The organism is Amycolatopsis jejuensis, assembly GCF_000717335.1.
Lineage (GTDB): Bacteria > Actinomycetota > Actinomycetes > Mycobacteriales > Pseudonocardiaceae > Amycolatopsis > Amycolatopsis jejuensis.
In genome coordinates this window covers 38,429-63,004 of the sequence record NZ_JNYZ01000040.1, presented here as the reverse complement: position 1 = coordinate 63,004, position 24,576 = coordinate 38,429, and the positions used below count along the sequence as shown (strand labels likewise).

The window sequence follows — 24,576 nt, the reverse complement described above, 5'->3', positions numbered from 1 at the left end:
GCCCGACGCGGCCCGGCTGTCCCCTCCCCGTGACCGGTCCTTGCTAGCGTCGCCACCGATGACTCCGCCGACCCACGAGCCCCCCGACGGCGACTCCGCACCGGCCAACCCGGACCGTCCCGCCCCGACCCGGCGGCCCAGCCTCGCCGAGCGCAAGGCCGCCGCCCGAGCCCGCGCCCGCCGGGAAGCTGGCCGCGCCGCCGACCCCCGCGCCCAGCTGGGAGCCGACGCAGCCCAGCCTGGAGCCGACACCCCCACGTCCCGCGACGACCGCGCCTCGGCAACTGACCGCGCTGCCTCCCGAGCCGACCGCAGCGGTGGCGGCGGTGGTGGTGTGGATGAGGTCTCTCCCGGTGACAGTGGCGGTGCTGCTGACCCGGTCTCCCGAGCGGACCGCAGTGCTGATGGTGAGCCTGCCTCCGGTGGCGTCGACTGTGTCTCTCGCCGTGCCAGCGACGGTGGTGCTGACTCTGCCGCACGGGCCGACCGCAGTACGGGTGGCCGCGCTGCCTCGCGCAGCGACGCTGGCGGTGATGTCGACCCTGCCTCTCGCGACGACCGCGCCTCGTCAACTGACCGCGCTGCCTCCTCAGCCGACCGCACCGGTCGCGACATGGCCTCGCGCGGCGGCGGAGCCGACCGTGTCTCGCGCGGCGGCGGTGGAGGTGTCGACCGTGTCTCGCGCGGCGGCGGTGGAGGTGTCGACCGTGTCTCTCGCGATGACAGCCGCGATAGTGCTGACACTGCCCCCCGGGCCGACCGTAGCGGTGGCCACGCTTCGCGCGGCGCCGACACCCGCGTCGACCGTGTCTCTCGCGATGACCGCGATGACAGCCATAACGCCCACTCGCGCACCCCCCGCCCGACAACACCCACCCTCCACCCGGACCTCGCCAACCAGACCCCCTCCCCAGCGCTCCGGCTCGCGACCGTCCTCATCGGCCTCGCGGCGCTCGCCCTCGCCGCAGGTGCCTTCACCCCCGTCTCGCCGGACGCGCGGCCCGGCTACCTCTCCTGGCCTCTCCTCCTCGCTCTCGCCCTCATCCCCGCCGCCGTCGCGATCGCCGCTGCGGCGAGCGGGCGCCACGGACTCGCCGCCGGGGTGATCGTCGGGCTGGCTGCGCTGGCTCCGGGTCGCCTGGTTCTCGACCTTCAATTCCTCGTCAACGGCTCCAAAACCGTCCGTCCCGAGCTGTATCTCCCGGATCGGCTGCTCGACCGCAGTGGCGTCGGCGCCGGGTTCTGGTTGCTGGTCGCCGGGCAGGTGCTCACGCTCGCTGCCGGGGTCGTCGCTGCGCGGGTTGCCCGTGAGCGCAACGAAATCGCCGGTACCGACGACAAGCGGCGGTGGCGGCTGATCATCCCGTTCCTCGCCGTGGTCACCGCCGTCGGGCTGCTCATGACGCCCGTCCTCTCCGATGACCCGTTCCTCCTCGCCCGGTCCGCCTTCGAAGGGCCCGGCCTTGCGCTCGCCGGGTACCTCCTCCTCGCCGGGGCCTTGCCGATCGCTGCCGTCCTAGGACTTTCCGCCGGAGAGGACGGCGTCGCCAAAGGGACGCTCGGCGGGGTTGCCGCGGCGGTGTTCGCCGTTGCGCTGCCTACCTTCGTCGCGGGGTTTGCGGTGCCGGGGCTGGAGGTGTCGACCGGGGCGTACCTCGCCGTCGTGCCGATGGTGTGCGTCCTCGTCCTCAGTCCACTTGCGACACCGCAGCTGACCCAAGCCGAACGCACCGACCTCGCCGGGGAAGCCCGCGTACCCGGGATCACCATCTGGCGTGCCCTCACCGCTCTGTTCGCCTTGGTCACCGCAATCGCCGCGGCGGTCGGCGCGCTCGCGCCGCAACTGGGCAGTACCACCGAGAGCCCGGCGCGCTGGCAGTTGCTCGCGGCGGCGATCGTCGTCGTACTGCCCGCGCCCTTCCTGCTGACCCGACGTACCGCGCCCGTCGCCCGCGGGCTGCTTGCGGTGCTGTGGGCGGGAATCGTCCTCGCGGGTACGGCGGTGCTCAGCACGGCAATCACCGCATCCGAAGCGACCGGCCTCGGTGGGCTCGGCGGCGCGATCAGCTACCACCTCGGCGCCGGCGCTGTTTTCACCGCCATCGCGCTCGGCCTCGCCGGGCTCACCGCGTTGTCCGCAGTGATCACCGGCGTCGTCGAGCGCGACGACACCGGCACCGACGGCCCGCGTTCCCCCGTTCTCATTCCCGCCGCGGTAGCCGCAGTCCTGGCGATCGCAGCGTTCGGTACCCCCGTCTTCACCGCGCCCGGGTACCCGGCCCCGGGGCTCTGGTCCGATTTCGACACTCCCTCATGGGGCCTGCTCGCCGCAACGCTGGTCGTCCTCGGCGCGCTGGGCCTGAGTGTCCGATCGCGACCCGGTGCCGCCGCGACCTCGCTCACCGGCGCCGCCGTGCTGCTCGCCTTGCACGTCGCCGAATTGCCGCTTGTCGGCTCGGCCATCGACGGTGCGCGCCCGGGCGCCGGATTCTGGCTCGGGCTCGCCGCGGTGGTGGCCACGGTCGTCGCCGCCGGGCTCGCCGCTGCCGGTGCGAAGCGGGCCGGATGAGCCCGCGCCGAGTGGTACTCGTCGAACTCGCCCGAGAAACCACCGCTACCCACGTGGCGAGGCTGCTGCGAGACGCCGGGGTCGAGGTCGTCCACGCCGGATACCTCGAGTCGGCCGAGCAGATCGTGCGCACGGTGGAACAGGAGGATCCGGACGTGGTGGGCCTGCTCGGCGGCCCGCCACCCCGCGGGCTCCGCGAAGCGCTCGGCGACGTCGAAGTGGCCGCGATAGGCGACAAAACCCCCGAAGAAGCGGCCGAAATGCTCGCCGGTGTGCGGACTCACACCCGGCACACACCCTCTGACCGCGCACGGTGACCGACTTCACCGGATGCGGCGTCCCCAGCGTCTGCGCAGGTCGCTAACCTCGACTGGTCCGACAGCGCGGTCCGTCAGCGGACCACCACAGTGGCGTGTCGTCAGGAGACTGGAGTAGTGGACCTCTACGAGTACCAGGCGAGGGATCTCTTCGCCGCCCACGGAGTACCGGTTCTGCCGGGCTCGGTGGCCAGCACACCGGAAGAAGCCAAGGCCGCCGCGGAGCAGATCGGCACCCAGGTCGTCGTCAAGGCGCAGGTGAAGGTCGGCGGCCGGGGCAAAGCGGGCGGCGTCAAGCTGGCCCAGACGCCCGACGAGGCGAAGGAGAAGGCGGAAGCCATCCTCGGCCTCGACATCAAGGGTCACGTCACGCGCCGCGTGCTCGTGGCCGAGGCCTCGGACATCGCGTCCGAGTACTACTTCTCCTTCCTGCTCGACCGCGCCAACCGCACGTTCCTGGCGATGGCGTCGGCCGAGGGCGGCATGGAGATCGAGCAGCTCGCGGTCGAGCGGCCCGACGCGCTCGCGAAGATCCCGGTCGACGCGATTGCCGGCGTCGACAAGGCGAAGGCCCTCGAAATCCTGAAGGCGGGCAAGTTCCCGGCCGAGATCGTCGACGAGGCCGCCGACGTCGTGGTGAAGCTGTGGGAGACCTTCGTCTCCGAGGACGCCACCCTGGTCGAGGTCAACCCGCTGGTCCGCGACCCGCAGGACAAGATCATCGCCCTCGACGGCAAGGTCACGCTCGACGAGAACGCCTCCTTCCGCCACCCGGCGCACGAGGAGCTCGTCGACAAGCAGGCGGAGAACCCGCTCGAGGCGAAGGCCAAGGAGAAGGACCTCAACTACGTCAAGCTCGACGGCGAGGTCGGCATCATCGGCAACGGCGCGGGCCTCGTGATGTCCACTTTGGACGTCGTGGCGTACGCGGGCGAGAAGCACGGCGGCGTGAAGCCCGCCAACTTCCTCGACATCGGCGGCGGCGCGTCGGCGGAGGTCATGGCGGCCGGGCTGGACGTCATCCTCAACGACACCGACGTGAAGAGCGTGTTCGTCAACGTCTTCGGCGGCATCACCGCCTGCGACGCGGTGGCGAACGGCATCGTCGAAGCGCTGAAGATCCTCGGCGACGAGGCCTCCAAGCCGCTGGTCGTCCGCCTGGACGGCAACAACGTCGTGGAGGGGCGCAAGATCCTCGCCGACGCGAACCACCCGCTGGTCACCGTGGTGGACACTATGGACAACGCGGCCGACAAGGCCGCCGAGCTCGCCGCGGCAGGTGCGTGACATGTCGATCCTCATCAACGAGAACAGCAAGGTCATCGTGCAGGGCCTCACCGGCTCCGAGGGCACGAAGCACGCCACCAAGATGCTGAAGTCCGGCACCAACATCGTGGGCGGCGTCAACGCCCGCAAGGCCGGGCAGACGGTCACCATCGAGGGCAAGGACCTCACCGTGTTCGGCACGGTCGAGGAGGCCATCAAGGAGACCGGCGCCGACGTGTCGGTCATCTTCGTGCCGCCGAAGTTCGCGAAGGACGCGGTCATCGAGGCGATCGACGCCGAGATCCCGCTCGCCGTCGTCATCACCGAGGGCATCCCGGTGCACGACTCGGCCTACTTCTGGGCGCACGCGGTCGCGAAGGGCAACAAGACCCGCATCATCGGGCCGAACTGCCCTGGTGTGATCAGCCCCGGCAAGTCCAACGCGGGCATCATCCCGGCCGACATCACCGAGGCCGGCGGCATCGGCCTCGTGTCGAAGTCCGGCACGCTGACCTACCAGATGATGTACGAACTGCGCGACATCGGCTTCTCCACCGCCGTCGGCATCGGCGGTGACCCGGTCATCGGCACCACCCACATCGACGCCCTCGAGGCGTTCGAGAAGGACGCCGACACCAAGGTCATCGTGATGATCGGCGAGATCGGCGGCGACGCCGAGGAGCGGGCCGCGGCCTACATCAAGGAGAACGTGACCAAGCCGGTCGTCGGCTACGTCGCGGGCTTCACCGCCCCCGAGGGCAAGACGATGGGCCACGCAGGCGCGATCGTCTCCGGTTCGTCCGGCACCGCCGCGGCGAAGAAGGAGGCCCTCGAGGCCGCCGGCGTCAAGGTCGGCAAGACCCCGAGCGAGACCGCCGTGCTCGCGCGTGAGCTGTACAACAGCCTGGGCTGACCAGCGCATACGCGATCGACGAAGGCCGGGTACCGCAGTGGTGCCCGGCCTTCGCCGTGTCCGCCGGGAACCGATCCGGTGGTCTGGACGTCGAACGGTTGCGGGTCGCGGACGGGCCTGGACGGATGCGCTAGCGTGCAGTCACTCGTGAGCGGGAACGTCGCCGCACCCGCACCGCCGGTCGATGAGACAGGAGAGTTTCCGATGACCTTCCCCAGTGGCGGGCCCGGCTACCCCCAGCAGGGCCAGCCGTCCCAGGGACCGCCCCCGTCGGGCGGGTTCCCCCAGCCGCCGCAGCAGCCGCAGCCCCAGCCGCCGCAGGGGCCGCCTGCGGTTGGCGCCGGAGCGCCGCCGAACCTTCCGCTGCTGCTCTCGCTCGGCGTGGCCGTGCTCGGCGTGGTGCAGTACTTCCTCGGCTTCGCGTCCGAGGCGGGCCCGGCCGGGCAGGTCATCCTGTTCCTGCTGGTCGGCGGTCTGCTGTCGGCGATGAACGCGCTGCCGAAGGGTCCGAAGACGCTGCCGTTCGCGGCGCTGTTCAGCGTGCTCGGCGGGCTGGGTGCGCTCGACGCCGTCGTCACCGGGCGCACGTCAGGCATCGTGATCGTGGTGCTGATTCTCGGCCTGCTGCAGATGCTGGCTTCGGTCACCGTGCTGCTGTTCGAGCACGGGGTGATCAAGCCGCCTTCTCCGCAGCCGTCCGTCCCGGCATACCAGCAGCAGTACGGCCAGTACCAGCCGACGCAGTACCAGCCGACCCCGCCGCCGCCGGGTCAGCCCGGGCAGCCGGGACAACCTGGTCAGCCGGGGCAGCAGGCGACCACGTATGCGCCGCAGCAGGGGCAGTTCTTCCAGCCGCCTGCCGACCAGGGCAAACCGCCGGGCACGCCGCCCGGAGGGTTCGGTCAGCAAGGCTGAAACCCCTTCGCATTCCACACCCGCTGTGACTCTCCGTGTCACAGCGGGTGTTTTTCTTTCCCTCGTGCCCCGACCGGGTGGGCGTTGGGTTCGCCACGTCCGGCGGGCGGCGTGCCTCACCCGGACGGCCGAGCGCGGATGAAATGGTCGGGGACATGCAGGTGCTCACCAGTCCCGGCCGCCCCGCGGGCGACGAGCCGGTGAGCGACACCCCGGAACCGGAGGGCGCGGCCCGGCTGCGGGTGTTGCTCGCCGCGGCGCTCGGCCCGCTCGTCACCGGCTACGCGGTGGTCGCGACCCTGCTTGCGCTCGTCTCGCTGACCGCCGAGCGCACGGTGTTCTCCACGGGCGGGGTGCTGCTGGCGGCGGGTCCCGGATGGCTGGCCGCCCACCAGGTCCAGATCGGGATCGGCGGACATCCGCTCGGCATGCTGCCGTTGCTGCCGACCATCGGGGTCGTGGCGCTGGTCGCGCGGACGGCGTCCGGTGCGGTGCAGCGGCTCGGCTGTTCCGGACCGCGGCAGGCAATCCCGCTGGTCGCCACGATTTCCGGTGCGCACCTGCTGTTCGGGCTGTTGATTGCACTGCTTTCTCTTGGTGCGCCGGTACGGGTGAACCCGGCGCTCGGGGCCCTGGTGCCGGCTGCGGTCGCTGCGTTCGGGGCGGCCATCGGCGTGGTCCGCCGCTGCGGGCTGCCGGGGGTGATCGCCGAACGCCTCGACCCGCTCGCCGTCCGCGGATTGCGCGCGGGCCTGCTCGGGTTGTCCGCGCTGCTGCTGGCGGGTGCGTTGACGCTGACGGTCGCCACTGCGCTGTCCGCGCGCACGGTGTCCGACCTCTTCGAACCGTCTCTCGGCAGCAGTTTCGGCCTCTTCCTGCTTTCGGTGCTGTACCTGCCGAACGCGGTGGTCGCCGCGATGTCGTTCGTGAGCGGACCCGGGTTCAGCATCGGCGACCTCGACGTGCACCTCGCCGGCTACCGGGGTGGCTCCGTCCCGGGGGTGCCGCTGCTGGGCGGGATTCCCGAGCACGCCGCCGCGTGGTGGCCGGTGCTGCTGGTGCTGCCGCTGGTGGTGGGGCTGCTGGTCGGCTGGTCGGTGCGCGCGGTGGACGACGATCCGGCCGCCCGGATCCGCGTCGTGGTCGTGGCGGGCGCGGTGGTCGGGTTCGGCTGTGTGGTGCTGGGCACGCTCGCCGGGGGACGGCTCGGCGACGGTCCGTTCGACCCGGTCAGCGTGCCGGTCGGGGTGGCGTCGATCGTGGCGTTCTGCTGGATCGTGATTCCGGCCGGGTTCGTGGCGTTCTTCGCGGGGGCACATTCTGCGGTTGCGCCGCCGTCTTCTCTCGAGGTCGAGGAGCCTGCTGAGGAGGAAGAGTCTTCTGAGGAGATCGAGGAAACCGAGGATTCGGACGAGGCCGTCGAGGACGCTGTCGACGAATCCGAGGAACCTGAAGCCTCGGAAACCTCTGAGGACGCCGAGGACTTCGACGCCGAGGCCGACGCCGAACTGGGCCTCGAGCTGCCGGAGGACGAGCCCGTCGAGACCCCGGCTGACGCCGCTTCCGAAGAGCCAGAGGCCGCCGAGGAGGAGCCCGAGGCTGTGACCGAGTCCACCGCGGACTCCGTCGACGAGAAGCCCGCGGAAGACGACCGTTAGGGTTGGGGTGACCTGGTGAAGTGCCGTGCGCCCGAGGTGTACGGCCGTGCAAGGAGCCCGTTCTGGCCAGCCGCTTGGACCTGCCCACCCCGGTGAAGATCGTCGTGCTCGCGTCCGGGTCCGGCACGCTGCTGCAGGCCGTGCTCGACGCCGCCGGGCAGCCCGGGTTCCCGGCCGGGGTCGTCGCGGTCGGGGCCGATCGCACCGGGATCGAGGCGCTCGCGCGGGCGGAACGGGCCGTGGTGCCGTCGTTCACCGTGCGGGTCGCCGACCATCCGGACCGGGCGGCGTGGGACCGCGCGCTCACCGAGGCCGTCGCGGTGTACCGGCCGGACCTCGTGGTGTCCGCCGGGTTCATGAAGATCCTCGGGCCGGAGTTCCTCGCCCGGTTCGCCGGCCGGGTGATCAACACCCATCCCGCGCTGCTGCCGTCGTTCCCCGGGATGCACGCGGTCGCCGACGCACTGGCCGCGGGCGTGCGGGTCACCGGGTCGACGGTGCATTTCGTCGACGCGGGTGTGGACACCGGTCCGGTCATCGCACAGGAAGCGGTGCCGGTGGAGACCGACGACACCGAAGACGTCCTGCACGAGCGGATCAAGGCCGTGGAACGCAGGCTGCTGGTTGAAACGATCGAGCGACTCGGCCGTGGTGGGTGCACCGTGGACGGACGAAAGGTGAGGTTTTCGTGAGCACAGCACAGGGACGGCGCCCGGTCCGGCGCGCGCTGATCGGCGTCTCGGACAAGGCCGGCCTGCTCGAGCTCGCGACCGGCCTGCACGCGGCCGGCGTGGAGATCGTGTCGACCGGCGGGACGGCGAAGGTGATCGCGAACGCCGGGGTCCCGGTCACGCCGGTCGAGCAGGTCACCGGGTTCCCGGAATCGTTCGACGGCCGCGTGAAGACGCTGCACCCGCGCGTGCACGCCGGGCTGCTTGCCGACCAGGGCAACGACGCCCACGTCGCGCAGCTCAAGCAGCTGGACATCGCGCCGTTCGACCTGCTCGTGGTGAACCTGTACCCGTTCCAGCAGACTGTCGCGTCCGGCGCGAGTGTCGAAGACTGCGTGGAGAACATCGACATCGGCGGCCCGGCGATGGTGCGTGCGGCGGCGAAGAACCACGGCAGTGTCGCTGTCGTCGTGGATCCGGCGCGGTACGCGTGGGTACTCGAGCAGGTCCTCGCGGGCGGCTTCGAGTTCTCGGACCGACAGCGTCTCGCTGCGCAGGCGTACACGCACACAGCTGCGTACGACACGGCTGTCGCGTCGTGGTTCGCCAGTGCGTACGCGCCTGCGGACGACAGTGGCTTCCCGGACTTCCTCGGCGCTACGTGGGACCGTGCCGACGTACTGCGCTACGGCGAGAACCCGCACCAGAAGGCGGCGTTGTACCGAAGCGGTCGGCCGGGTCTCGCGCACGCGGAGCAGCTTCACGGTAAGGCGATGTCGTACAACAACTACGTCGACACCGATGCCGCGCGTCGCGCTGCCTTCGACTTCTCGGAGCCGGCTGTCGCGATCATCAAGCACGCCAACCCTTGTGGGATCGCTGTAGGTGCAGACGTCGCCGAGGCGCACCGTAAGGCGCACGCGTGCGACCCGGTGTCCGCGTACGGCGGCGTCATCGCCACGAACCGGCCGGTGAGCGTCGTGGCGGCGGAGCAGATCGCCGAGGTGTTCACCGAGGTCGTGCTGGCTCCTGACTTCGAGCCCGAAGCGCTGGAGATCTTGCGGCGCAAGAAGAATGTCCGGCTGCTGAAGCTGCCGGTGATCGAAAACCCGTCGCCGGTGGAGTTCCGCCCGATCTCCGGCGGGGTGCTCCTGCAGACCGTCGACGTGATCGACGCCCCCGGCGACGACCCGGCGAACTGGCAGCTGGCCACCGGATCCCCGGCCGACGAGCAGACCTTGGCGGACCTGGAGTTCGCCTGGCGGGCGCTGCGCGCGGTGAAGTCCAACGCGATCCTGCTGGCCAACGACGGAGCCACCGTCGGGGTCGGCATGGGCCAGGTGAACCGCGTCGACTCATCACGGCTGGCCGTCACGAGGGCAGGCGATCGGGCAAAGGGTTCGGTCGGCGCGTCGGACGCGTTCTTCCCGTTCCCGGACGGCCTGGAAGTCCTGACCGAGGCAGGCGTGCGTGCGGTCGTCCAGCCCGGCGGTTCCATCCGGGACCCCGAGGTGATCGCCGCCGCCGAGGCCGCCGGAATCACGCTGTACCTCACCGGCACGAGGCACTTCGCCCACTGACGTTCGGCTCTCCACCGGCCGGGACTTTTCCTTTGTCCCGGCCGGTTTTCTGTTCTCTTCTCGCCCTTGTCCTTGACAGTGGGGGCAGGGTGGGGTTGACTGGAGTGAGTCGAACAGGTGTTCGATGCTTTGGGTGATCTGTGCGGCCGGCCCGCACAGGGTGAATACGGTGCCGCCTTCCCCGCGGCGTGCCGGCGCCCGCCCCAGAGCCAGGTCTACCGGCGTGGACCTCGGCTGCCTGGGGCGGGTACGCCGGCAGATCAAGCGGAGGAAGGTGACCGGTGACCGAAGTCGTCCCAGCCATGACCGAAGCGCCCGGCTACGCACCGGCTTCGGCCGGCGCAGGTGCGTTTGCTGCACCAGCGGGCGCGGTCGGGCAGGCTGCGGTTGGGCGGGCTGCGGTCGGCACGTTTTCGGGTGCGTCAGGTCTGGGTTCGCTTGGCCCGGTTTCGCTTGGCTCAGTTTCGTTTGGCCCGTCTTCGGGCGTGTCCGGTGGGGTTTTGTTCGGTGTGGCTTCGGGCGGGGCTGGGGTGGTTTCGGTTGCGCCAGGCGGGGCTTCATTGGACGTGGCTTCGGTTGAGCCGGGTGGAGCTGGGGTGGTTTCGGTTGCGCCGGGTGAGGCTGGTGCGGCCTTGGTTGCGCCGAAGGGGGCTGGTGCGACTTCGGTTGTGCCAGGCGGGGTTGGCGTGGTTTCGGTTGCGCCGGGTCGGGCTGGTGTGGCCTCGGTTACGCCGGGCAGGGTTGGCGTGGCTTCAGGCGCGTCTGGCGGAGTTTCGTTCGGCATGGGTTCGAGCGAGCCAGGCGAGGTTTCGTTCGACTCGACCTCGGGTGCGCCGAACGAGGCTTCGTCTGGTGGGGCTTCGGAGGTGACTGTCCTTGCCCTGCTCGATGTGGTCCCGGATGCACCTGATCCGGCTCCACTCAACACGGCTTCCACCACACTCGAAACCCCGGCAACCCCGATGGCGGTTGCCGTTCCGAAGCCACCCGCCGTCCCGCGCCCGAGCGAAATGCCTGGTGCACAGGGAATTCCAGCCAAGCCGAGGAAGCCCCGGCGGATGCGTGGAACCGCATCCCCGTCCGGGTTGGTCACGTTGCCCGCAGCTCCGAAAGAGCTGCCAACCACACCCACGAGCGTGCCGGAGGCGCGGCCGGCACGCTCGTGGGAAGTACTGGTCCCGTGGGAAGCACTGAAAGCCTTCGCGAAAAAATCCGCCGAGAAAATGCCCCCGACGAGACGGTCTCCTCGACGATTCTCCTTGCCAAAGAACACTTCCCGAGCCCGATCGACCACCCCGCCACCCCCCAACGCGGCAACCGGCCACCCTCCGGCTTGCCCCAGCGAGCCGACATCCGCCGGTCCACCAACCGAATTCCACTCCCGGCCGCCGTCCTTCTCACCACCGACCCGGCGCGATCCCTTCCCCGCAGCGCCCCGCTGTCCCGATTCCAGCTCCTCTGCCGAGCTGCACTCTTCCCTGAATCCCGATCAGCTCACCGACTTCTCCCTACCGGCAGACTCCGCCCCGCCAGCTGATCCCGCCCAGCCAATAGATCCCCAACCGCCGAACGACTCCCGTTCGGCGGACGTAATCAACCTGCCGCGCCCATCGGCCCAGCTGTCCCCGCCGACCCGACTGCACTCCCCGACCCGACTGCACTCCCCGACCCAACTGCACTCCCCGACCCGTCCGCAGCAGCCGACCCGTCCGCCCGTGCCAGCCCCACCACGCCCCCCGGCCCAGCCCAGCTCGCCGACCGAGCTCCGCCCCCCAACCCGGCTCCGCCCCCAACCCGACCCCGCCCCTCAACCCCACCCCCTGACCACCCTCACCGCTCTCCCCGGCGTCAGCACCGCCAGCACCGTCGCGTCGGAGCGGGCCGGGCAGGCCGGGCAAACTGCCCAGGCGGACTGGGGCCGCGCAGCCGGGCGAATACTCCCGGTAGCACCGGCACTGGCCGACCTACTCCCCGGCGCCGGGCTGCGGCGCGGGAGCATCGTGGCGGTCCACCAGTCCACCTCGCTCCTGTTCGCGTTGCTCGCCGAGCCCACTGCGGCGGGGGCGTGGGCGGCAGTCGTCGGGGTGCCCACACTGGGGGTTGCCGCGGCGGCCGAGCACGGGGTTGTCGTGTCGCGGCTGGCGTTGGTTCCCCATCCGGGGGCCGAGTACCCGGCGGTGATGGCCGCGTTGATCGACGGCGTCGACCTCGTCGTCACCGAACCACGCTCGGTACGTCCGGATGTCGCGCGCCGGCTTGCGGCTCGGGCTCGGCATCGCGGGGTCGTGCTGCTTTCGCTGGGGCACTGGCCTTCCGCCGACGTCGAGCTCCACTGCACCCCGGGTGCCTGGACCGGGCTGACCGGCGATGGCGCGGGTTACCTCCGCTGCCGGTCGGTCGAGGTGCACGTCCATGGTCGCGGGGCGGCGGCGCGTCCCCGTTCCGCGCCGGTGCTCCTGCCAGGGCCGGACGGGCGCGTCACCCGATCCGGGAAAACCGCCGTGGCGCGGGAGGAGGAAGCCGTCGGATGACAGTCTACAAAGGACAGTCGGACCCGCGCCGGAATCCGGTGCGGATGCTCGTCGTCTGGTGTCCCGACTGGCCTGCGGTCGCCGCTGTCGCTGCGGCCAGGGGAGTGCTGACCAGGCCTGCTGCGGTGTTCCTTGCCAACCGGGTCGTCGCGTGCACTGCGGTGGCCCGCTCCCGCAACGTGCGCCGCGGCATGCGGCGGCGCGAGGCCGAATCCCGGTGTCCCGACCTGGCCGTGTTCGGCGTCGACGAGGCACGGGACGCGCGGCTGTTCGAGACCGTCGCGCTGGCGGTCGAGGAATTGGTCGTCGGGCTGGAAGTGGTACGACCGGGATTGCTCGCGGTCCCCGTCACCGGTGCGGCCGGATACTTCGGCGGCGAACCGCAGCTCGCCGAAAAACTGGTGGACCAGGTGTCGGCGGCGGCCGGGGTCGAATGTCAGGTCGGGGTTGCGGAAGGGCTCTTCGCGGCCACCCTCGCCGCCCGGCACGGGGCGCTCATCGAACCCGGGCGGGCGGCGGAATTCCTCGCCCCGCTGCCGATCACCGAGCTGGACCAGCCCGGCGCCGAACGCGCAGAGCTCGTCGACCTGCTCACCCGGCTCGGGCTGCGCACGCTCGGCTCCTTCGCCGCGCTCGGGGAACGAGACGTCGTCGCCCGGTTCGGCCGCACCGGGGTACTCGCCCACCGGCTGGCCAAGGGACTGTCCGACCGTCCGCCGCTGCGCCGCCGCCCGCCGCCCGAGCTGTCGCTCAGCGAGTCGTTCGACCCGGTGCTCAGCCGGGTGGACGTGGCCGCATTCCTCGCCAAAAAACTCGGCGCCCGTTTCCACGCCACCCTCGCCGGCCGCGGTCTCGCCTGCACCCGCCTCGGCATCTACGCCACCACCGAAACCGGCGAACAACTCGGTCGTGTCTGGCGCTGCGCGGAACCCCTGACGCCGCAAGGGGTTGCCGACCGGGTGCGCTGGCAGTTCGAAGGCTGGCTGCGGGCCGCACCCGGCGAACGTCCCACCTCCGGGGTCGCACGGCTGCGGCTCGAACCGGAGGAAACGGTCGAGGGCCGTTCCCTGCAACTCGGCCTGTGGCGAGGCGGCGACCCCGGCGCCGGCCCGGGCGAGGACGAGGAGCTGACCACCGAACGGGCCGGCCGGGCCTTCGTCCGGATACAAGGCCTGCTCGGCCCCGAAGGCGTGGTCACCCCCTTGCTCGACGGCGGCCGCGACCCAGCCTCCCGCGTCCGCCTGATCCCCTGGGGCGACCCGCGGGAACCCGCCACGCCCCCGGACGCCACCTGGCCCGCCCGGCTACCCGCACCGTCCCCGCCGACCGTGCTGGACCAGCCGCTGCCGGTCCAGGTCGTCGACGGCCAGGGGTGCCCGATCGGTCTCACGCCGCGCAAACAGCTCACCGCGCCGCCACACGGGTTCCGCATCGCCGGTGGACCACCCCGGCCGATCACCGGATGGGCCGGACCGTGGCCCATCACCTCGAGCCGCCGCTCAACCGGCCCACCCCAAGCCCGGCTGCAGCTCCTGCTGGCCAGCTCCGCCGAGGACGACGCCGCCGAAGCCGTGCTCGTCCTCTGCTCCGGAACCGACAATCCAGTGTGGACAGTGGAAGGAAGCTACGACTGATGACCTTCGACCTGCCAACCCCACGCACCCCGGGCGACCTCGCTCCGCCGCGTTCCGTCCCGCCTTACCTCGGCGCGCCTCGTTATCCCAGCGCGCCGGATCCCGCAGCGGCGCACTCCGGCGATTCGGACCATGTCGATCCTCGCTTCGTCCCGCCGCGGCCCGGCCTGCCTCGCTCTGCTCTGCCGGGTTCCGTTTCGCCGCGCCCTGCTCAGCCGGATTCTGTTTCGCCGGGTCCTGTTTCGCCGCGCCCCGTTCAGTCGGACTCTGCCTCGCCGCGCCCTGTTCAGTCGGACTCTGCCTCGCCGCGCCCTGTTCAGTCGGACTCCGCCTCGCCGCGCCCTGCTCAGCCGGACTCCGCCCCGCCGCGCTCCATGCCACCGCAGCCCGCCTCGCCGGATTCCGCTCTGCCATGGCCGGTCCGGCCGCGTCCGGCTGATGTCCCGGTGCCGTCCGGGGTAGCACTGCTCATCCCGGAACCCCGGCGCTCACCTGAGAACCGGAGGGAGTGAGATGGGCTGGAACAACCCGCCGGTCCGGTGGAAGGACCTTGCGCGGGCGCTGGCGGGTGAGCTGCCGCCCGGTGATCATGGGGACAGTCCTGCCTGGGGGCGAAAACGTGAGGAGTACCAGCGCCCCGCTCACGTACCGCCGCCGAGTAGTGACCTCGAGTCCGGTCATCGGGTGGCGTACGCCGAGCTGCATTGCCATTCCAACTTCAGTTTTCTCGACGGTGCCAGCCATCCCGAGGAGCTGGTGGAAGAAGCTGCCCGCCTGCGGCTCGACGCCATCGCGCTCACCGACCACGACGGTATGTACGGCGTCGTCCGGTTTGCCGAGGCGGCCAGAGAACTGGGTGTGGCAACGGTGTTCGGCACCGAGCTGAGCTTCGGGCTGTCCGGCCCGCAGAACGGCGTCGCCGACCCCGAAGGCGAGCACCTCCTGCTGCTGGCCCGCGGCGACGAGGGTTACCGCAGCCTGTGCCGGGCAATCACCGCGGGACAGTTACGCGGTCACGACGACGAGGCGCCGTCCAGCGATCGCGCGGAAAAAGGCCGTCCGATCTACGATTTGCGTGCCGTGGCGGAGGAAGTCGCCGGGAATTGCGCGGTACTCACCGGTTGCCGCAAAGGATCCGTGCGTTCGGCGCTGGTCCGCGAAGGTCCTGGCGCAGCAGCCGCCGAACTGCGTCGTCTCGTCGACCTCTTCGGCCGCGACCAGGTGTACGTCGAGCTGATCGACCACGGCCAGCCCCTCGACAGCACGCACAACGACCTGCTCGCCAGAATGGCCGAAGAACTCGGTCTGCCCACCGTCGCCACCACCGCCGCGCACTACGCCCGCCCCGAACGCGGCCGCCTCGCCGACGCCCTCGCCGCCATCCGCGCCCGCCGCGGCATCGACGACCTCGAAGGCTGGCTTCCCGGCGACGGCACCGCATTCCTCCGTTCCGGCGCCGAAATGGAGAAGATCTTCGGCCGGTACAAGGGTGCGGTACAGCGGTCGGCGCTGCTGGGGGTGGAATGTGCTTTCCCGTTGAAACTCATTGCGCCGGAACTACCTCCGTTCGACGTACCCCCGGGGTATGACGAGACCACCTATCTGCGCCGCCGTGTGCGGAAGGGGTTCAAAAAGCGTTACCAGGGAAAGGAAAAAGCCGCCGAGGCATGGCAGCAGATCGAGCACGAGATGACGATCATCGAGAATCGGGGATTCCCTGGGTACTTTCTGATCGTCTGGGATATCGTGCGCTTCTGCCGTCGAAGCGACATCCTTTGTCAGGGAAGGGGTTCTGCGGCCAACTCGGCGGTCTGTTACGCGCTGGGCATCACCAACGTCGATCCGATGAAGTACACGCTGCTCTTCGAGCGATTCCTTGCACCGAATCGTGACGAGTACCCGGATATCGACATCGACATCGAATCCGACCGGCGGGAGGAGGTGATCCAGTACGTTTACCAAAAGCATGGCAGGCTCAATGCCGCACAGGTCGCGAACGTGATCACCTATCGCGCCCGTTCCGCAATCCGCGATGCTGCTCGGGCGCTCGGCTATTCGCCCGGCCAGCAGGATGCGTGGAGCAAGCAGATCGACCGCTGGGGTGCCTTGCGCGGCACCGAAAAGGATCACGACCACGATATTCCCCGCGACGTCGTGCAACTGGCTTGCGCGCTGGAGGACTTCCCTCGCCACCTCGGCATCCACTCCGGCGGCATGGTGATGTGCCGTGAGCCGGTGAGTCAGGTGTGTCCGGTCGAGTGGGCGCGGATGGAAAACCGCAGTGTTCTGCAATGGGAGAAAGAAGACTGTGCTGCGGTCGGTCTGGTGAAGTTCGACCTCCTCGGCCTCGGCATGCTTTCGGCGCTGCATTACATGATCGACCTTGTCTGGGATTACAAAGGCGAGGAAATTGACATCGCCGAATTGAATCTTGAGGACGAGAACATCTACGACATGCTTTGCCGTGCCGACGCCATCGGGGTGTTTCAGGTGGAGAGCCGGGCTCAGCTGGCCACGCTGCCACGATTGCGCCCGCGAGACCTCTACGAACTGGCGGTGGAAGTCGCCCTGATTCGGCCAGGTCCGATTCAGGGCGGCTCGGTGCACCCGTATATTCGGCGCAAGCAAGAACGTGAAGAATGGGAGCATGACCATCATCTGCTGAAAAATGCACTGGACAGAACGCTGGGAGTTCCACTGTTTCAGGAGCAGATGATGCAAATCGCCCTGGAGGTAGCGAATTTCACTGCCACCGAGGCCGATCAGCTGCGGAACGCCATGGGGTCGAAACGCTCGCAGCGAAAAATGGAACGGCTGCACAAGCGATTCCTCGACGGCGCCATGGCGAACGAGCTCGACGAGGAGCTCGCCGAGAAGATCTTCCAGAAACTGAAAGCATTCGCCAACTTCGGGTTCCCCGAAAGTCACGCGTTGAGCTTCGCGCATTTGGTGTTCTCCAGCGCGTACTTCAAGTACTACCACCCGGACGCGTTCTGTGCAGGCCTGTTGCGGGCGCAGCCGATGGGCTTCTACTCGCCGCAGTCGCTGGTGGCCGATGCGCGCCGGCATGGGGTCACGGTGCTCGGGCCCGACATCAACCTGAGCCTGGCGCACGCCACGTTGGAACCGTTGCCGGACAAGGGAAGGCTCCATGCCGTACGGGGTGGGATCGGGACCGTCCGGATGATCGGGGACACGCTGGCCGAGGAAATCGTGGCGGAGCGGCAGGCGCACGGCCGATACGAGAGCATGTCCGACCTCGGCCGCCGGGTTCGGCTCACCACGCCGCAGCTGGAAGCGCTGGCCACCGCGGGGGCGTTCGGCGGGTTCGGGCCCGACCGGCGGCAGGCGCTGTGGTCTGCCGGCGCCGTCGCGCAGGATCGGCCGGAGAAACTGCCTGGTACCGGCGTCGGGGTCGACGCGCCGATGCTGCCGGGCATGGACGGGCTCGACCTCGCCGCCGCCGACGTGTGGGCCACCGGGATCTCGCCCGGCAGCTACCCGACGGAATTCATCCGCGACCGGCTCGACGCGCTCGGGGTGGTCACCGCCGACCGGCTGCTGAGCCAGGCCGACGGCACGCGGGTGCTCGTCGGGGGAGCGGTCACGCACCGGCAGCGTCCGGCGACCGCCGGTGGGGTCACGTTCCTCAACCTCGAGGACGAGACCGGCATGGTGAACGTGATCTGCACGCTCGGGCTGTGGCAACGGTTCCACCGGATCGCGCGGGGGAGTCCGGCGCTGCTCGTGCGTGGTGTGGTCGAAAATGCGGACGGCGTGGCGAGCGTGCGCGCGGAGAAACTGGAGCCGTTGTCGTTGCGCGTACCCATGAAATCGCGGGACTTCCGGTGACCGAAGCGACCCCGTCGGGGAGGTGGTGCCGGGGCGGATGACATCCTGTCCGGGTGACCGAGACCGGCGAGGACTACTCCGAAGCGCAACTTTCCGGCCAGTGGTGGGAAAAACGCCAGTTCGCGGGATGCGACTTCACGGAGGCGGACCTGCGCGACCTCCGTACCCGCGGCTGCACGTTCGACAACTGCGACTTCACCAAGGTCGACCTCGCGGGCTCACGGCACGACGCCTCGGCGTTCCGCTCGTGCACGTTCGACCGCGCGGTGCTGGCGGACAGCCGGTGGTCGTCGTGCTCGCTGCTGGGATCGTCCTTTGTGGACTGTCGATACACCGGTATCGCGCTCACCGAATGCGACCTGTCGCTGGCCTCGTTCGCCCGGGGACGGCTACGAAAACTGGACTTGTCGGGCCTGCGAATGCGGGAAGTGAACCTGACGGAGACGGATCTGACGGATTCCGACCTCCGTGGTACCGACCTGTCCGGCGCCCGCCTCCTCGGCGCGAAACTTCCGGGTGCCGACCTGCGCGGCGCGGTGGTGGACGCGAACGGCTTGGTGCAGGCGGACCTGCGGGGTGCGTATGTGGACGTCGAACTGGCGGTCGGGTATGCCGCGGCGCACGGCCTGGTCGTGAAGTAGGTGCTGGAATCGGGTATGCGGCTGCGCACGGCTTGGTCGTGAAGTAGGTGCGGGATATGGAAGCGGCGACCAACGTCGGCCCGGCGATGTCCACCCCGGAGCGCGAGGCCGTACCCGGAAGCTGAGCCGGGCACGAAAAAGGGGCGAGGCCGGTCCGCCTCGCCCCCTTCCGAGGCCCTTCCGATGCGTCAGTCGATCGGCGGTTCGCCCGGGTCGAGTTCGATCAGGTCACCCTCGGCGAGGAGCTCGTCGATGCTGGCGGGCAGCAGGTACGCCGATCCGCCGCCGGGCTGGTTGAACCACGGGATCGCCACTCCGGCAAGGGTTTCCAGCGGACGCTGCACCCGGTACACGTGATAGGGCCGGTTGACCCACTCCGGCACCAGTGAGCGTTCCTCGAACGGGGTGCCCGCCGCGTAGGTCAGGTTGCCGTTCGGGCCGCCGAACCGGTCCAGCTCACTGCCCGCGGGCAGCTCGCGCAGTTCCTTGCCGCGGAACAGGGTGAGCGGCGGTTCCCCGGCCAGCGGCGAGATCGGCCACTGGCCGCTGCCGCCACCGGATCCGTTGGCACGCACCGGTTCCTCGCGACGCACCGGAGGCTCCCGCCGCGGCGGGGCACCGACGGCCGGCGCGATCTGGGTCGGCGGCGGACCGACCGGCGGCGCCATCGGAGGCGCCCCGACCGGCGGCGTGACCTGCGTCGGCGGTGCGCTGACCGGAGCCGCGATCTGCGTGGGCGGCGGAGGCGGCTGCCGTACCGGGGGCTCGTCGTCGGCCAGCAGCTGGTCGGCCGGGGTGAACGCGGTCTGCTCCTGCGGCGGCACGTTCTCCCGTGGCCGCACCGGGAACGAACCCGTGGCGACCTCCGGCGACAGCGTCGCCATCACCGGCGGCTTCGGTGCGTCGGCGACCGGGTCGGCGGGAGCCGGGGGCGCGGGCTCGGCCGCGACGTACCCGTCCGGGTACATCAGCACCTTCCCGAGCATGAACGCCGCGGCGTCCTCCGCGTCGCCGAACACCGCCGGGTTGATCAGCTCGCCGTCGTACCAGCCGACGCGCCAGCCCTCGTCCACCTCCTCGACGCTCCACCCGCGCTCAGCCGGTCCGCCGAGCCGGTACGCGGCTTCGGGCACGTCCAGCTCGTCGAGCCTCGCCTGCAGGTCGGCCAACGCTGGCTCGGGGTGCCGCGCCGGTTCGGCCGGACGTTCCCGCAGCTTCCGCCGTCCACCCGACGGCGCCACCGGCATCTCCGGTACCGGCAGCGCACCGGGCACCTCGGAGCCGGGCATGATCATCGCGGTGGGCGGGCCCGGGTCGTAGTCGGATTCGTCCTCGTAGTCGTCCCGGTCCGAGTGGGTGAACAGCTCGTCTTCGCGGGCCGGTTCGTTGCCGTGGGTGAAGAGCACCGGCTCCTCGTGCCCGGCGTCGACGGGCTCGTACGGGGCGGTGTGGTCCTCGTCGTCGTCCGCCGCGTTCGCCGGACCGGTGCCGTTGCGGCTCGGGACGAAGTCGTGGTGCTCCTGGGTGTGGTCCTCGTCGCCGGCGTAGTCGTGGCTGTCGTAGCTGTCCTGGCTGTCGTGGTAGGACGCGTCGAAGTCCTGCTCGAATGGCGGTTCTTGCGTGTCCTCGGTGAGCCCGTGACGTCCTTCGGTTTCCCCGGCGTCGTCGCGGCTCCGGGTCGCCGCGAGACCGGCTGCAGCCAGACCCGCTGCCGCTACGCCCGCTGCGGCTGCTCCGGCGTGACTGCCCTCCTCGGTGGCGGGCTGGCGGTCAGCATCGACATTGGGGCGGGTGGCGTCCATGCCCCTTCGCTCGCTGTCCTCGCCGCGGGGGTCGGTTTCCGGTTCTGCACGTTCGCCTTCGACAGCGGCGTTTCGTCGGCCGGTTTCGGCGTTCTCGCTGCTTGCTTCGAGGTCGCTGCTTGCTTCGAGTCCGGCGTTACGTCCGTCGGGGTCGAATTCCGCATCCTGGCTGTCGTCTTCGAGTCCGGCGTGGTCGTTGTCGAATTCGGCCGGGCTACCGGTTGCCTGCCTGGGTTCCGGCTCGCCGTGGCTGTTGTCCAGCTCAGTGTCGAGAGAGGCGTTTGCCGATTCGGCGATTCGGTGGCCGCCGCCGAGGTCGGCACGGTCGTCGTCCGGGGTGCGGAGCGCGTCTTCGCTGTGGAGGGCGCCTTCGGGCTCCGCCGCTCGACGTCCGCCTTCGGTGCTCCGTCGGCCGGGTTCCTGCTCGGCGGTCAGACGTGCGTCTTCGTCCTCGACGTCCGGCTGCGCCCTCCTCCGGCCACCCTCTTGCTCGGCGCGCCGACCCTCCTGCTGGCCGGTTTCCGGAGCGGCGGCGTGGCGGTTCGGGATGGCGGCTTCGTCGGGACGGGAGTTTGCGGGCCCGTCGGCGCCGATGAGGCCGTTCTCGCCGACGATCCCGTCCGCCTCGTGGGAAGCGGTGTCGTGGTCAGGCCGGCCGTAGGGGGTGTCGGGCTCGCTGTGGCGGGCTTCGGAATCGCTGGTGCCACGCGAAGCCGCGAACCCCGCAACCGCGGCTGCCCCCGCCGCGGCCGCAGCGGCGACGCCCAGCCCACTCGACCCGCCCGGACTGTCGGGACCACCAGAACTCCGACCCGGCGCAGCAACCGGGGAGGCCACTCGCGTGCCCTGCGTTCCGGCGCCCGCACCTTGCGAACCACCCTGCGGCGCCGACCCGCCCTGCGAGGAAGCCGAGCCATCCTGCGTGCCTGGGCCACCTGCGGAACCCGGGGCGTCGGCGAAATCCTGCCCGCCGTGCGAGCCTTGGCTGCCTGTGTCGGTGAAGCCTGTCTCGCCCGGCGTGCCTGGGCGAGCTGCGGAGCCTGGGGTGTCGGCGAAATCCTGCCCGCCGTGCGAGCCTGGGCGACCTGCGGATCCGGCGTTGGCAAAGCCCGGTGAACCTGGGACGTCGGCGAAACCTGCCCCGGCCTGCGTGCCTGGGCGACCTGCGGATCCGGCATCGGCGAAGCCCGGCGTGTCTGGGCGACCTGCGGAACCTGGGGCGTCGGAGAAATCCGCGACGTCCGGGGAGTCAGAGTCTTCCGAGTTCTGCCTGCTTGCCGGGCCGGGGCCGCCGACTGGACCCGGGGCGCCTGGCACTCCGGCGAATCCGGGGCCTCCCGGTGAAGCGGCGCCGCCCGGTGGCCCGGGCCTGGCGCCTTGCTGACCGGGGCCGTCCGGGTCGAGCGGTCCGTTGGCGCCGGGTCCGCCCGGGCCGCCGAACCTGCTTGGGCCCTCCGGGCCAGCCGGACGGCCTGACCCGCCCAAGCCGCCGGCACCGGCCGGGCTGCCGGGGCCACCAGCGCCATTCGGGCTGTCGGATCCGCCAGGACCGGCAGCCGTACCTGGCCTGCCCGGTCCACCGAAACCGGCAGCTCCACCAGGACCACCGGCCGCGCCTGGACCCCCAGCGCCAAGAGCACCGGCCCCAAGACCACCGGCCGCACCAGGCCCGTCGGCTGGACCAGAACCCCCGCCCGCGCCGGGCCCGCCAGCTGAACCAGGACCACCAGCTCCGCCAGGACCACCAGCAGAACCAGGGCCCCCGGCCCCACCTGGACCACCGGCCGCACCGGGACCCCCAGCTGCACCAAGGCCCCCAGCTGAACCAGGACCGCCAGCGCCAGGACCGCCAGCGCCAGGACCACCAGCCCCGCCAGGTCCCCCAGTAGCACCGGGACCCCCAAGACCCCCAAGACCCCCAGGACCACCAGAACCCCCAGCCCCACCAGGGCCAGGACGTTGCTGAGGAGGCTGGTTCCCCCGCGTGAGATACGCCGCCGCCCCCTGCAGCGTCAGGTCGTCCACCTGGGGGAGCTGGAATGCGTTCGCCCGGATGTGCTCGATCAGGTCGGCTTCCGGGGACACCCCATACGTGCGGAGGTAGAAGTTGACCGCCGCCGGCCAGATCCAGTGGCCGTCGCTGTGGAAGGCCACCGGGACGGTTGCCTCCGGGGTCTGGGCGAGGCGGTCGATGTCGTACCCGCGGTCCTGGACCACCACCGGGGCGTGGTCCAGGTAGTCGAGCAGGTTGTCCTGCTCGTCGACGTCCAGGTCGGGGCGGTTGATCACCGGACGGCCCGCCGGGCCGATCGTGTCGAAGATCCGGGCGATGCGGAAGTGCGGGCCGGGTTGTTCCGGGCCCAGGCCGGACATCCGGCGGATCAGCCACTCCGGCACGTTCTCCTCGGTGCGCGGGAACATCCGCAGCTCGTCGGAGTACGCCTGGGGCGGCGGCGCGAGGTGCCACTGCGGCTCGTCGCGGTTGTACTCGAGGTTGTAGCTGGACGGGTGGTCGAGCTGGTACCGCGCGTTGAACCAGGTGCCGCGGCCGTCGCGGTACATCCCGGCGCGGAGCCTGCCGAACAGGGTCGCGATGTCGTGCGTGGCCACCCACTCCTGGGTGGACCCGTCCTCCAGCCCGATCTCGCCGATCAGCTCGTGGTACCTGCCGACGGCGCGGTACTCCGCGGTGACCTTGCGCCAGTCGCGTGGGGCTGCGCGGAGCAGGGCCAGTCCGATCTGCTTGACCAGGGTGTCCTGCTCGGTCGCGTTCAGCTGCGTCGTCGGTTGTGCCACAGGGAACATTTTGACTGCTCGCGCGCGCGAACGCACCCCGCATAGGTCTTTTGCCACCCTCGGACAAGCGGACATACCCGCTGACCTCGACGGACGCGATATGGGACGGGTCACACGCCCGGGTGGGTGATGCGGTGGAGCACGCCGAGTTTACGTCCGGCGGCCGCCAGCGCCCGGTACGACGCGCGGGCCGATCGGGTGGTGTCGCCGGTACGCAGCGTGCCGGGCCCACTCCTGCCCGGCACCGCACGGCGGCTCTGCGAGAATGACTCACGTGACGGCGAAGATTCTGGACGGCAAGGCCACGAAGGACGCCATTTTCGCGGAGCTGCGCCCGCGGGTGGAGAAGTTGGCCGAGCAGGGGATCGTGCCCGGGCTGGGCACGGTGCTGGTCGGCGACGACCCCGGTTCCCACTCCTACGTGAAGATGAAGCACGCGGACAGCGCGAAGATCGGCGTCAACTCGATCCGCCGCGATCTGCCTGCGGATATCTCCCAGGAGAAGCTCGAAGCCGTCGTCGACGATCTCAACGCCGACCCGTCCTGCCACGGCTACCTCGTCCAGTTGCCCCTGCCCAAACACCTCGACGCCAACCGCGTCCTCGAGCGCATCGACCCGGAGAAGGACGCCGACGGCCTCGCCCCGGTCAGCCTCGGAAGGCTCGTCCTCGGCCGCCAAGGCGCGCTGCCGTGCACGCCGTACGGGATCATCGTGCTGCTCAAGCGCCACGGCGTCGAGCTGAACGGCGCCCGCGTCACCGTGGTCGGCCGGGGGATCACCGTTGGGCGGACGCTCGGTCTGTTGCTCACGCGGCGTAGCGAAAATGCCACCGTCACGCTCTGTCACACCGGGACGCGTGACCTGGCCGCCGAGGTCCGTCGCGCGGACATCGTCATCGCCGCGGCCGGGGTCCCCGGGATCATCAAACCGGACATGGTGCAGCCCGGCGCGGCAGTGCTGGACGTCGGCGTCTCGCACGTCGACGGCAAGCTCACCGGCGACGTCGACCCAGCGGTCGCCGAGGTGGCCGGCTGGCTGTCGCCGAACCCCGGCGGCGTCGGGCCGATGACGCGGGCGATGCTGGTCAGCAACGTGGTCGAGGCCGCGGAACGCGCGGCTGCGCGCTGATGGCGATGCGAGAGCGCGGCGACCGTCCGTGGCTCGTCCATGTGCCATTTGCGGTGGTACTGCTGCTGCTTGCGGGCGCCGTAGTGCGCGCGTTGCAGTACCACTGGCGCGAAGGAGCCGTACTGGTCGGCGTTGCCCTCTTCGTGGCTGGAGCGTTGCGCGCATTGCTTCCGGAGGAGAAGGCGGGGCTGCTCGCGATTCGCGGTAAGGCGGTCGACGTAGCGACGTACGCCGCGTTGTGCGCCGCAGTCCTCTACATCGCCCTCACCATCGTGGGCGGCCCCTTCGACACTTCGTCCTGA

17 protein-coding genes are annotated in these 24,576 nt (G+C 70.5%); 14 read left to right on the top strand and 3 right to left on the bottom strand.

All coding sequences use genetic code 11. The features are described from left to right. Positions 1 to 589 precede the first annotated feature (589 nt). On the bottom strand, positions 590 to 847 hold the full coding sequence (locus tag OO71_RS51075; protein ID WP_162186171.1) for a hypothetical protein: 258 nt from the start codon (positions 845 to 847) through the stop codon (positions 590 to 592). Positions 848 to 1,102: 255 nt separating this feature from the next. On the opposite strand from OO71_RS51075, the gene OO71_RS39690 reads away from it, so the two are divergent. The 12 genes from OO71_RS39690 to OO71_RS39635 all read left to right on the top strand — a co-directional run bounded on the left by OO71_RS39690 (position 1,103) and on the right by OO71_RS39635 (position 18,547). Beyond that, on the top strand, positions 1,103 to 2,569 hold the full coding sequence (locus OO71_RS39690; RefSeq protein WP_084145600.1) for a hypothetical protein: 1,467 nt from the start codon (positions 1,103 to 1,105) through the stop codon (positions 2,567 to 2,569). Next, positions 2,566 to 2,886: a cobalamin-dependent protein gene (locus tag OO71_RS39685; RefSeq protein WP_033295203.1), complete on the top strand. Its 321-nt coding sequence runs from the start codon at positions 2,566 to 2,568 to the stop codon at positions 2,884 to 2,886. The genes OO71_RS39690 and OO71_RS39685 overlap by 4 nt, the downstream gene beginning before the upstream one ends. 117 nt (positions 2,887 to 3,003) lie before the next feature. After that, the gene (gene sucC, locus OO71_RS39680; RefSeq protein ID WP_033295202.1) at positions 3,004 to 4,173 is read left to right on the top strand and encodes an ADP-forming succinate--CoA ligase subunit beta; all 1,170 of its coding nucleotides are present in this window, start codon (positions 3,004 to 3,006) and stop codon (positions 4,171 to 4,173) included. Position 4,174: 1 nt separating this feature from the next. Then, positions 4,175 to 5,065: a succinate--CoA ligase subunit alpha gene (sucD, locus tag OO71_RS39675; RefSeq protein ID WP_033295201.1), complete on the top strand. Its 891-nt coding sequence runs from the start codon at positions 4,175 to 4,177 to the stop codon at positions 5,063 to 5,065. Between the two features lie 204 nt (positions 5,066 to 5,269). Further along, on the top strand, positions 5,270 to 5,980 hold the full coding sequence (locus tag OO71_RS39670; protein WP_033295200.1) for a DUF5336 domain-containing protein: 711 nt from the start codon (positions 5,270 to 5,272) through the stop codon (positions 5,978 to 5,980). Positions 5,981 to 6,135: 155 nt separating this feature from the next. Then, complete coding sequence (locus OO71_RS39665) at positions 6,136 to 7,638, top strand: cell division protein PerM (protein WP_245633929.1); 1,503 nt, start codon at positions 6,136 to 6,138, stop codon at positions 7,636 to 7,638. Between the two features lie 74 nt (positions 7,639 to 7,712). Beyond that, positions 7,713 to 8,330: a phosphoribosylglycinamide formyltransferase gene (gene purN, locus OO71_RS39660; protein ID WP_033295198.1), complete on the top strand. Its 618-nt coding sequence runs from the start codon at positions 7,713 to 7,715 to the stop codon at positions 8,328 to 8,330. Continuing rightward, positions 8,327 to 9,889 (top strand): bifunctional phosphoribosylaminoimidazolecarboxamide formyltransferase/IMP cyclohydrolase, encoded by a 1,563-nt coding sequence (gene purH / locus OO71_RS39655; RefSeq protein WP_033295197.1) that lies wholly within the window; start codon positions 8,327 to 8,329, stop codon positions 9,887 to 9,889. Before purN ends, purH begins: the two co-directional genes overlap by 4 nt. A 1,934-nt stretch (positions 9,890 to 11,823) precedes the next feature. Then, entirely contained in the window at positions 11,824 to 12,420 is a 597-nt protein-coding gene (locus OO71_RS39650; RefSeq protein WP_033295225.1) for a hypothetical protein, read from the top strand. Positions 12,421 to 12,464: 44 nt separating this feature from the next. Next, positions 12,465 to 14,054: a DNA polymerase Y family protein gene (locus tag OO71_RS39645; protein WP_033295224.1), complete on the top strand. Its 1,590-nt coding sequence runs from the start codon at positions 12,465 to 12,467 to the stop codon at positions 14,052 to 14,054. 513 nt (positions 14,055 to 14,567) lie between these two features. Continuing rightward, on the top strand, positions 14,568 to 17,906 hold the full coding sequence (locus OO71_RS39640) for an error-prone DNA polymerase (protein WP_033295196.1): 3,339 nt from the start codon (positions 14,568 to 14,570) through the stop codon (positions 17,904 to 17,906). A gap of 53 nt (positions 17,907 to 17,959) precedes the next feature. After that, on the top strand, positions 17,960 to 18,547 hold the full coding sequence (locus tag OO71_RS39635; protein WP_033295195.1) for a pentapeptide repeat-containing protein: 588 nt from the start codon (positions 17,960 to 17,962) through the stop codon (positions 18,545 to 18,547). A gap of 188 nt (positions 18,548 to 18,735) precedes the next feature. On the opposite strand, the gene OO71_RS52705 is transcribed toward OO71_RS39635, so the two are convergent. Next, complete coding sequence (locus tag OO71_RS52705) at positions 18,736 to 23,154, bottom strand: glycohydrolase toxin TNT-related protein (protein ID WP_245633928.1); 4,419 nt, start codon at positions 23,152 to 23,154, stop codon at positions 18,736 to 18,738. Between the two features lie 101 nt (positions 23,155 to 23,255). After that, positions 23,256 to 23,390 carry a hypothetical protein gene (locus OO71_RS53035; RefSeq protein WP_281178526.1) on the bottom strand — a complete coding sequence of 45 codons (135 nt, stop codon included), beginning with the start codon at positions 23,388 to 23,390 and terminating at the stop codon, positions 23,256 to 23,258. A 29-nt stretch (positions 23,391 to 23,419) separates the two neighbouring features. Here OO71_RS53035 and OO71_RS39615 point away from each other — a divergent pair, with 29 nt between their 5' ends. After that, positions 23,420 to 24,274: a bifunctional methylenetetrahydrofolate dehydrogenase/methenyltetrahydrofolate cyclohydrolase gene (locus OO71_RS39615; protein WP_033295192.1), complete on the top strand. Its 855-nt coding sequence runs from the start codon at positions 23,420 to 23,422 to the stop codon at positions 24,272 to 24,274. Continuing rightward, positions 24,274 to 24,576, top strand: coding sequence for a DUF3017 domain-containing protein (locus tag OO71_RS39610; protein WP_033295191.1), 303 nt, complete (start codon positions 24,274 to 24,276; stop codon positions 24,574 to 24,576). The genes OO71_RS39615 and OO71_RS39610 overlap by 1 nt, the downstream gene beginning before the upstream one ends.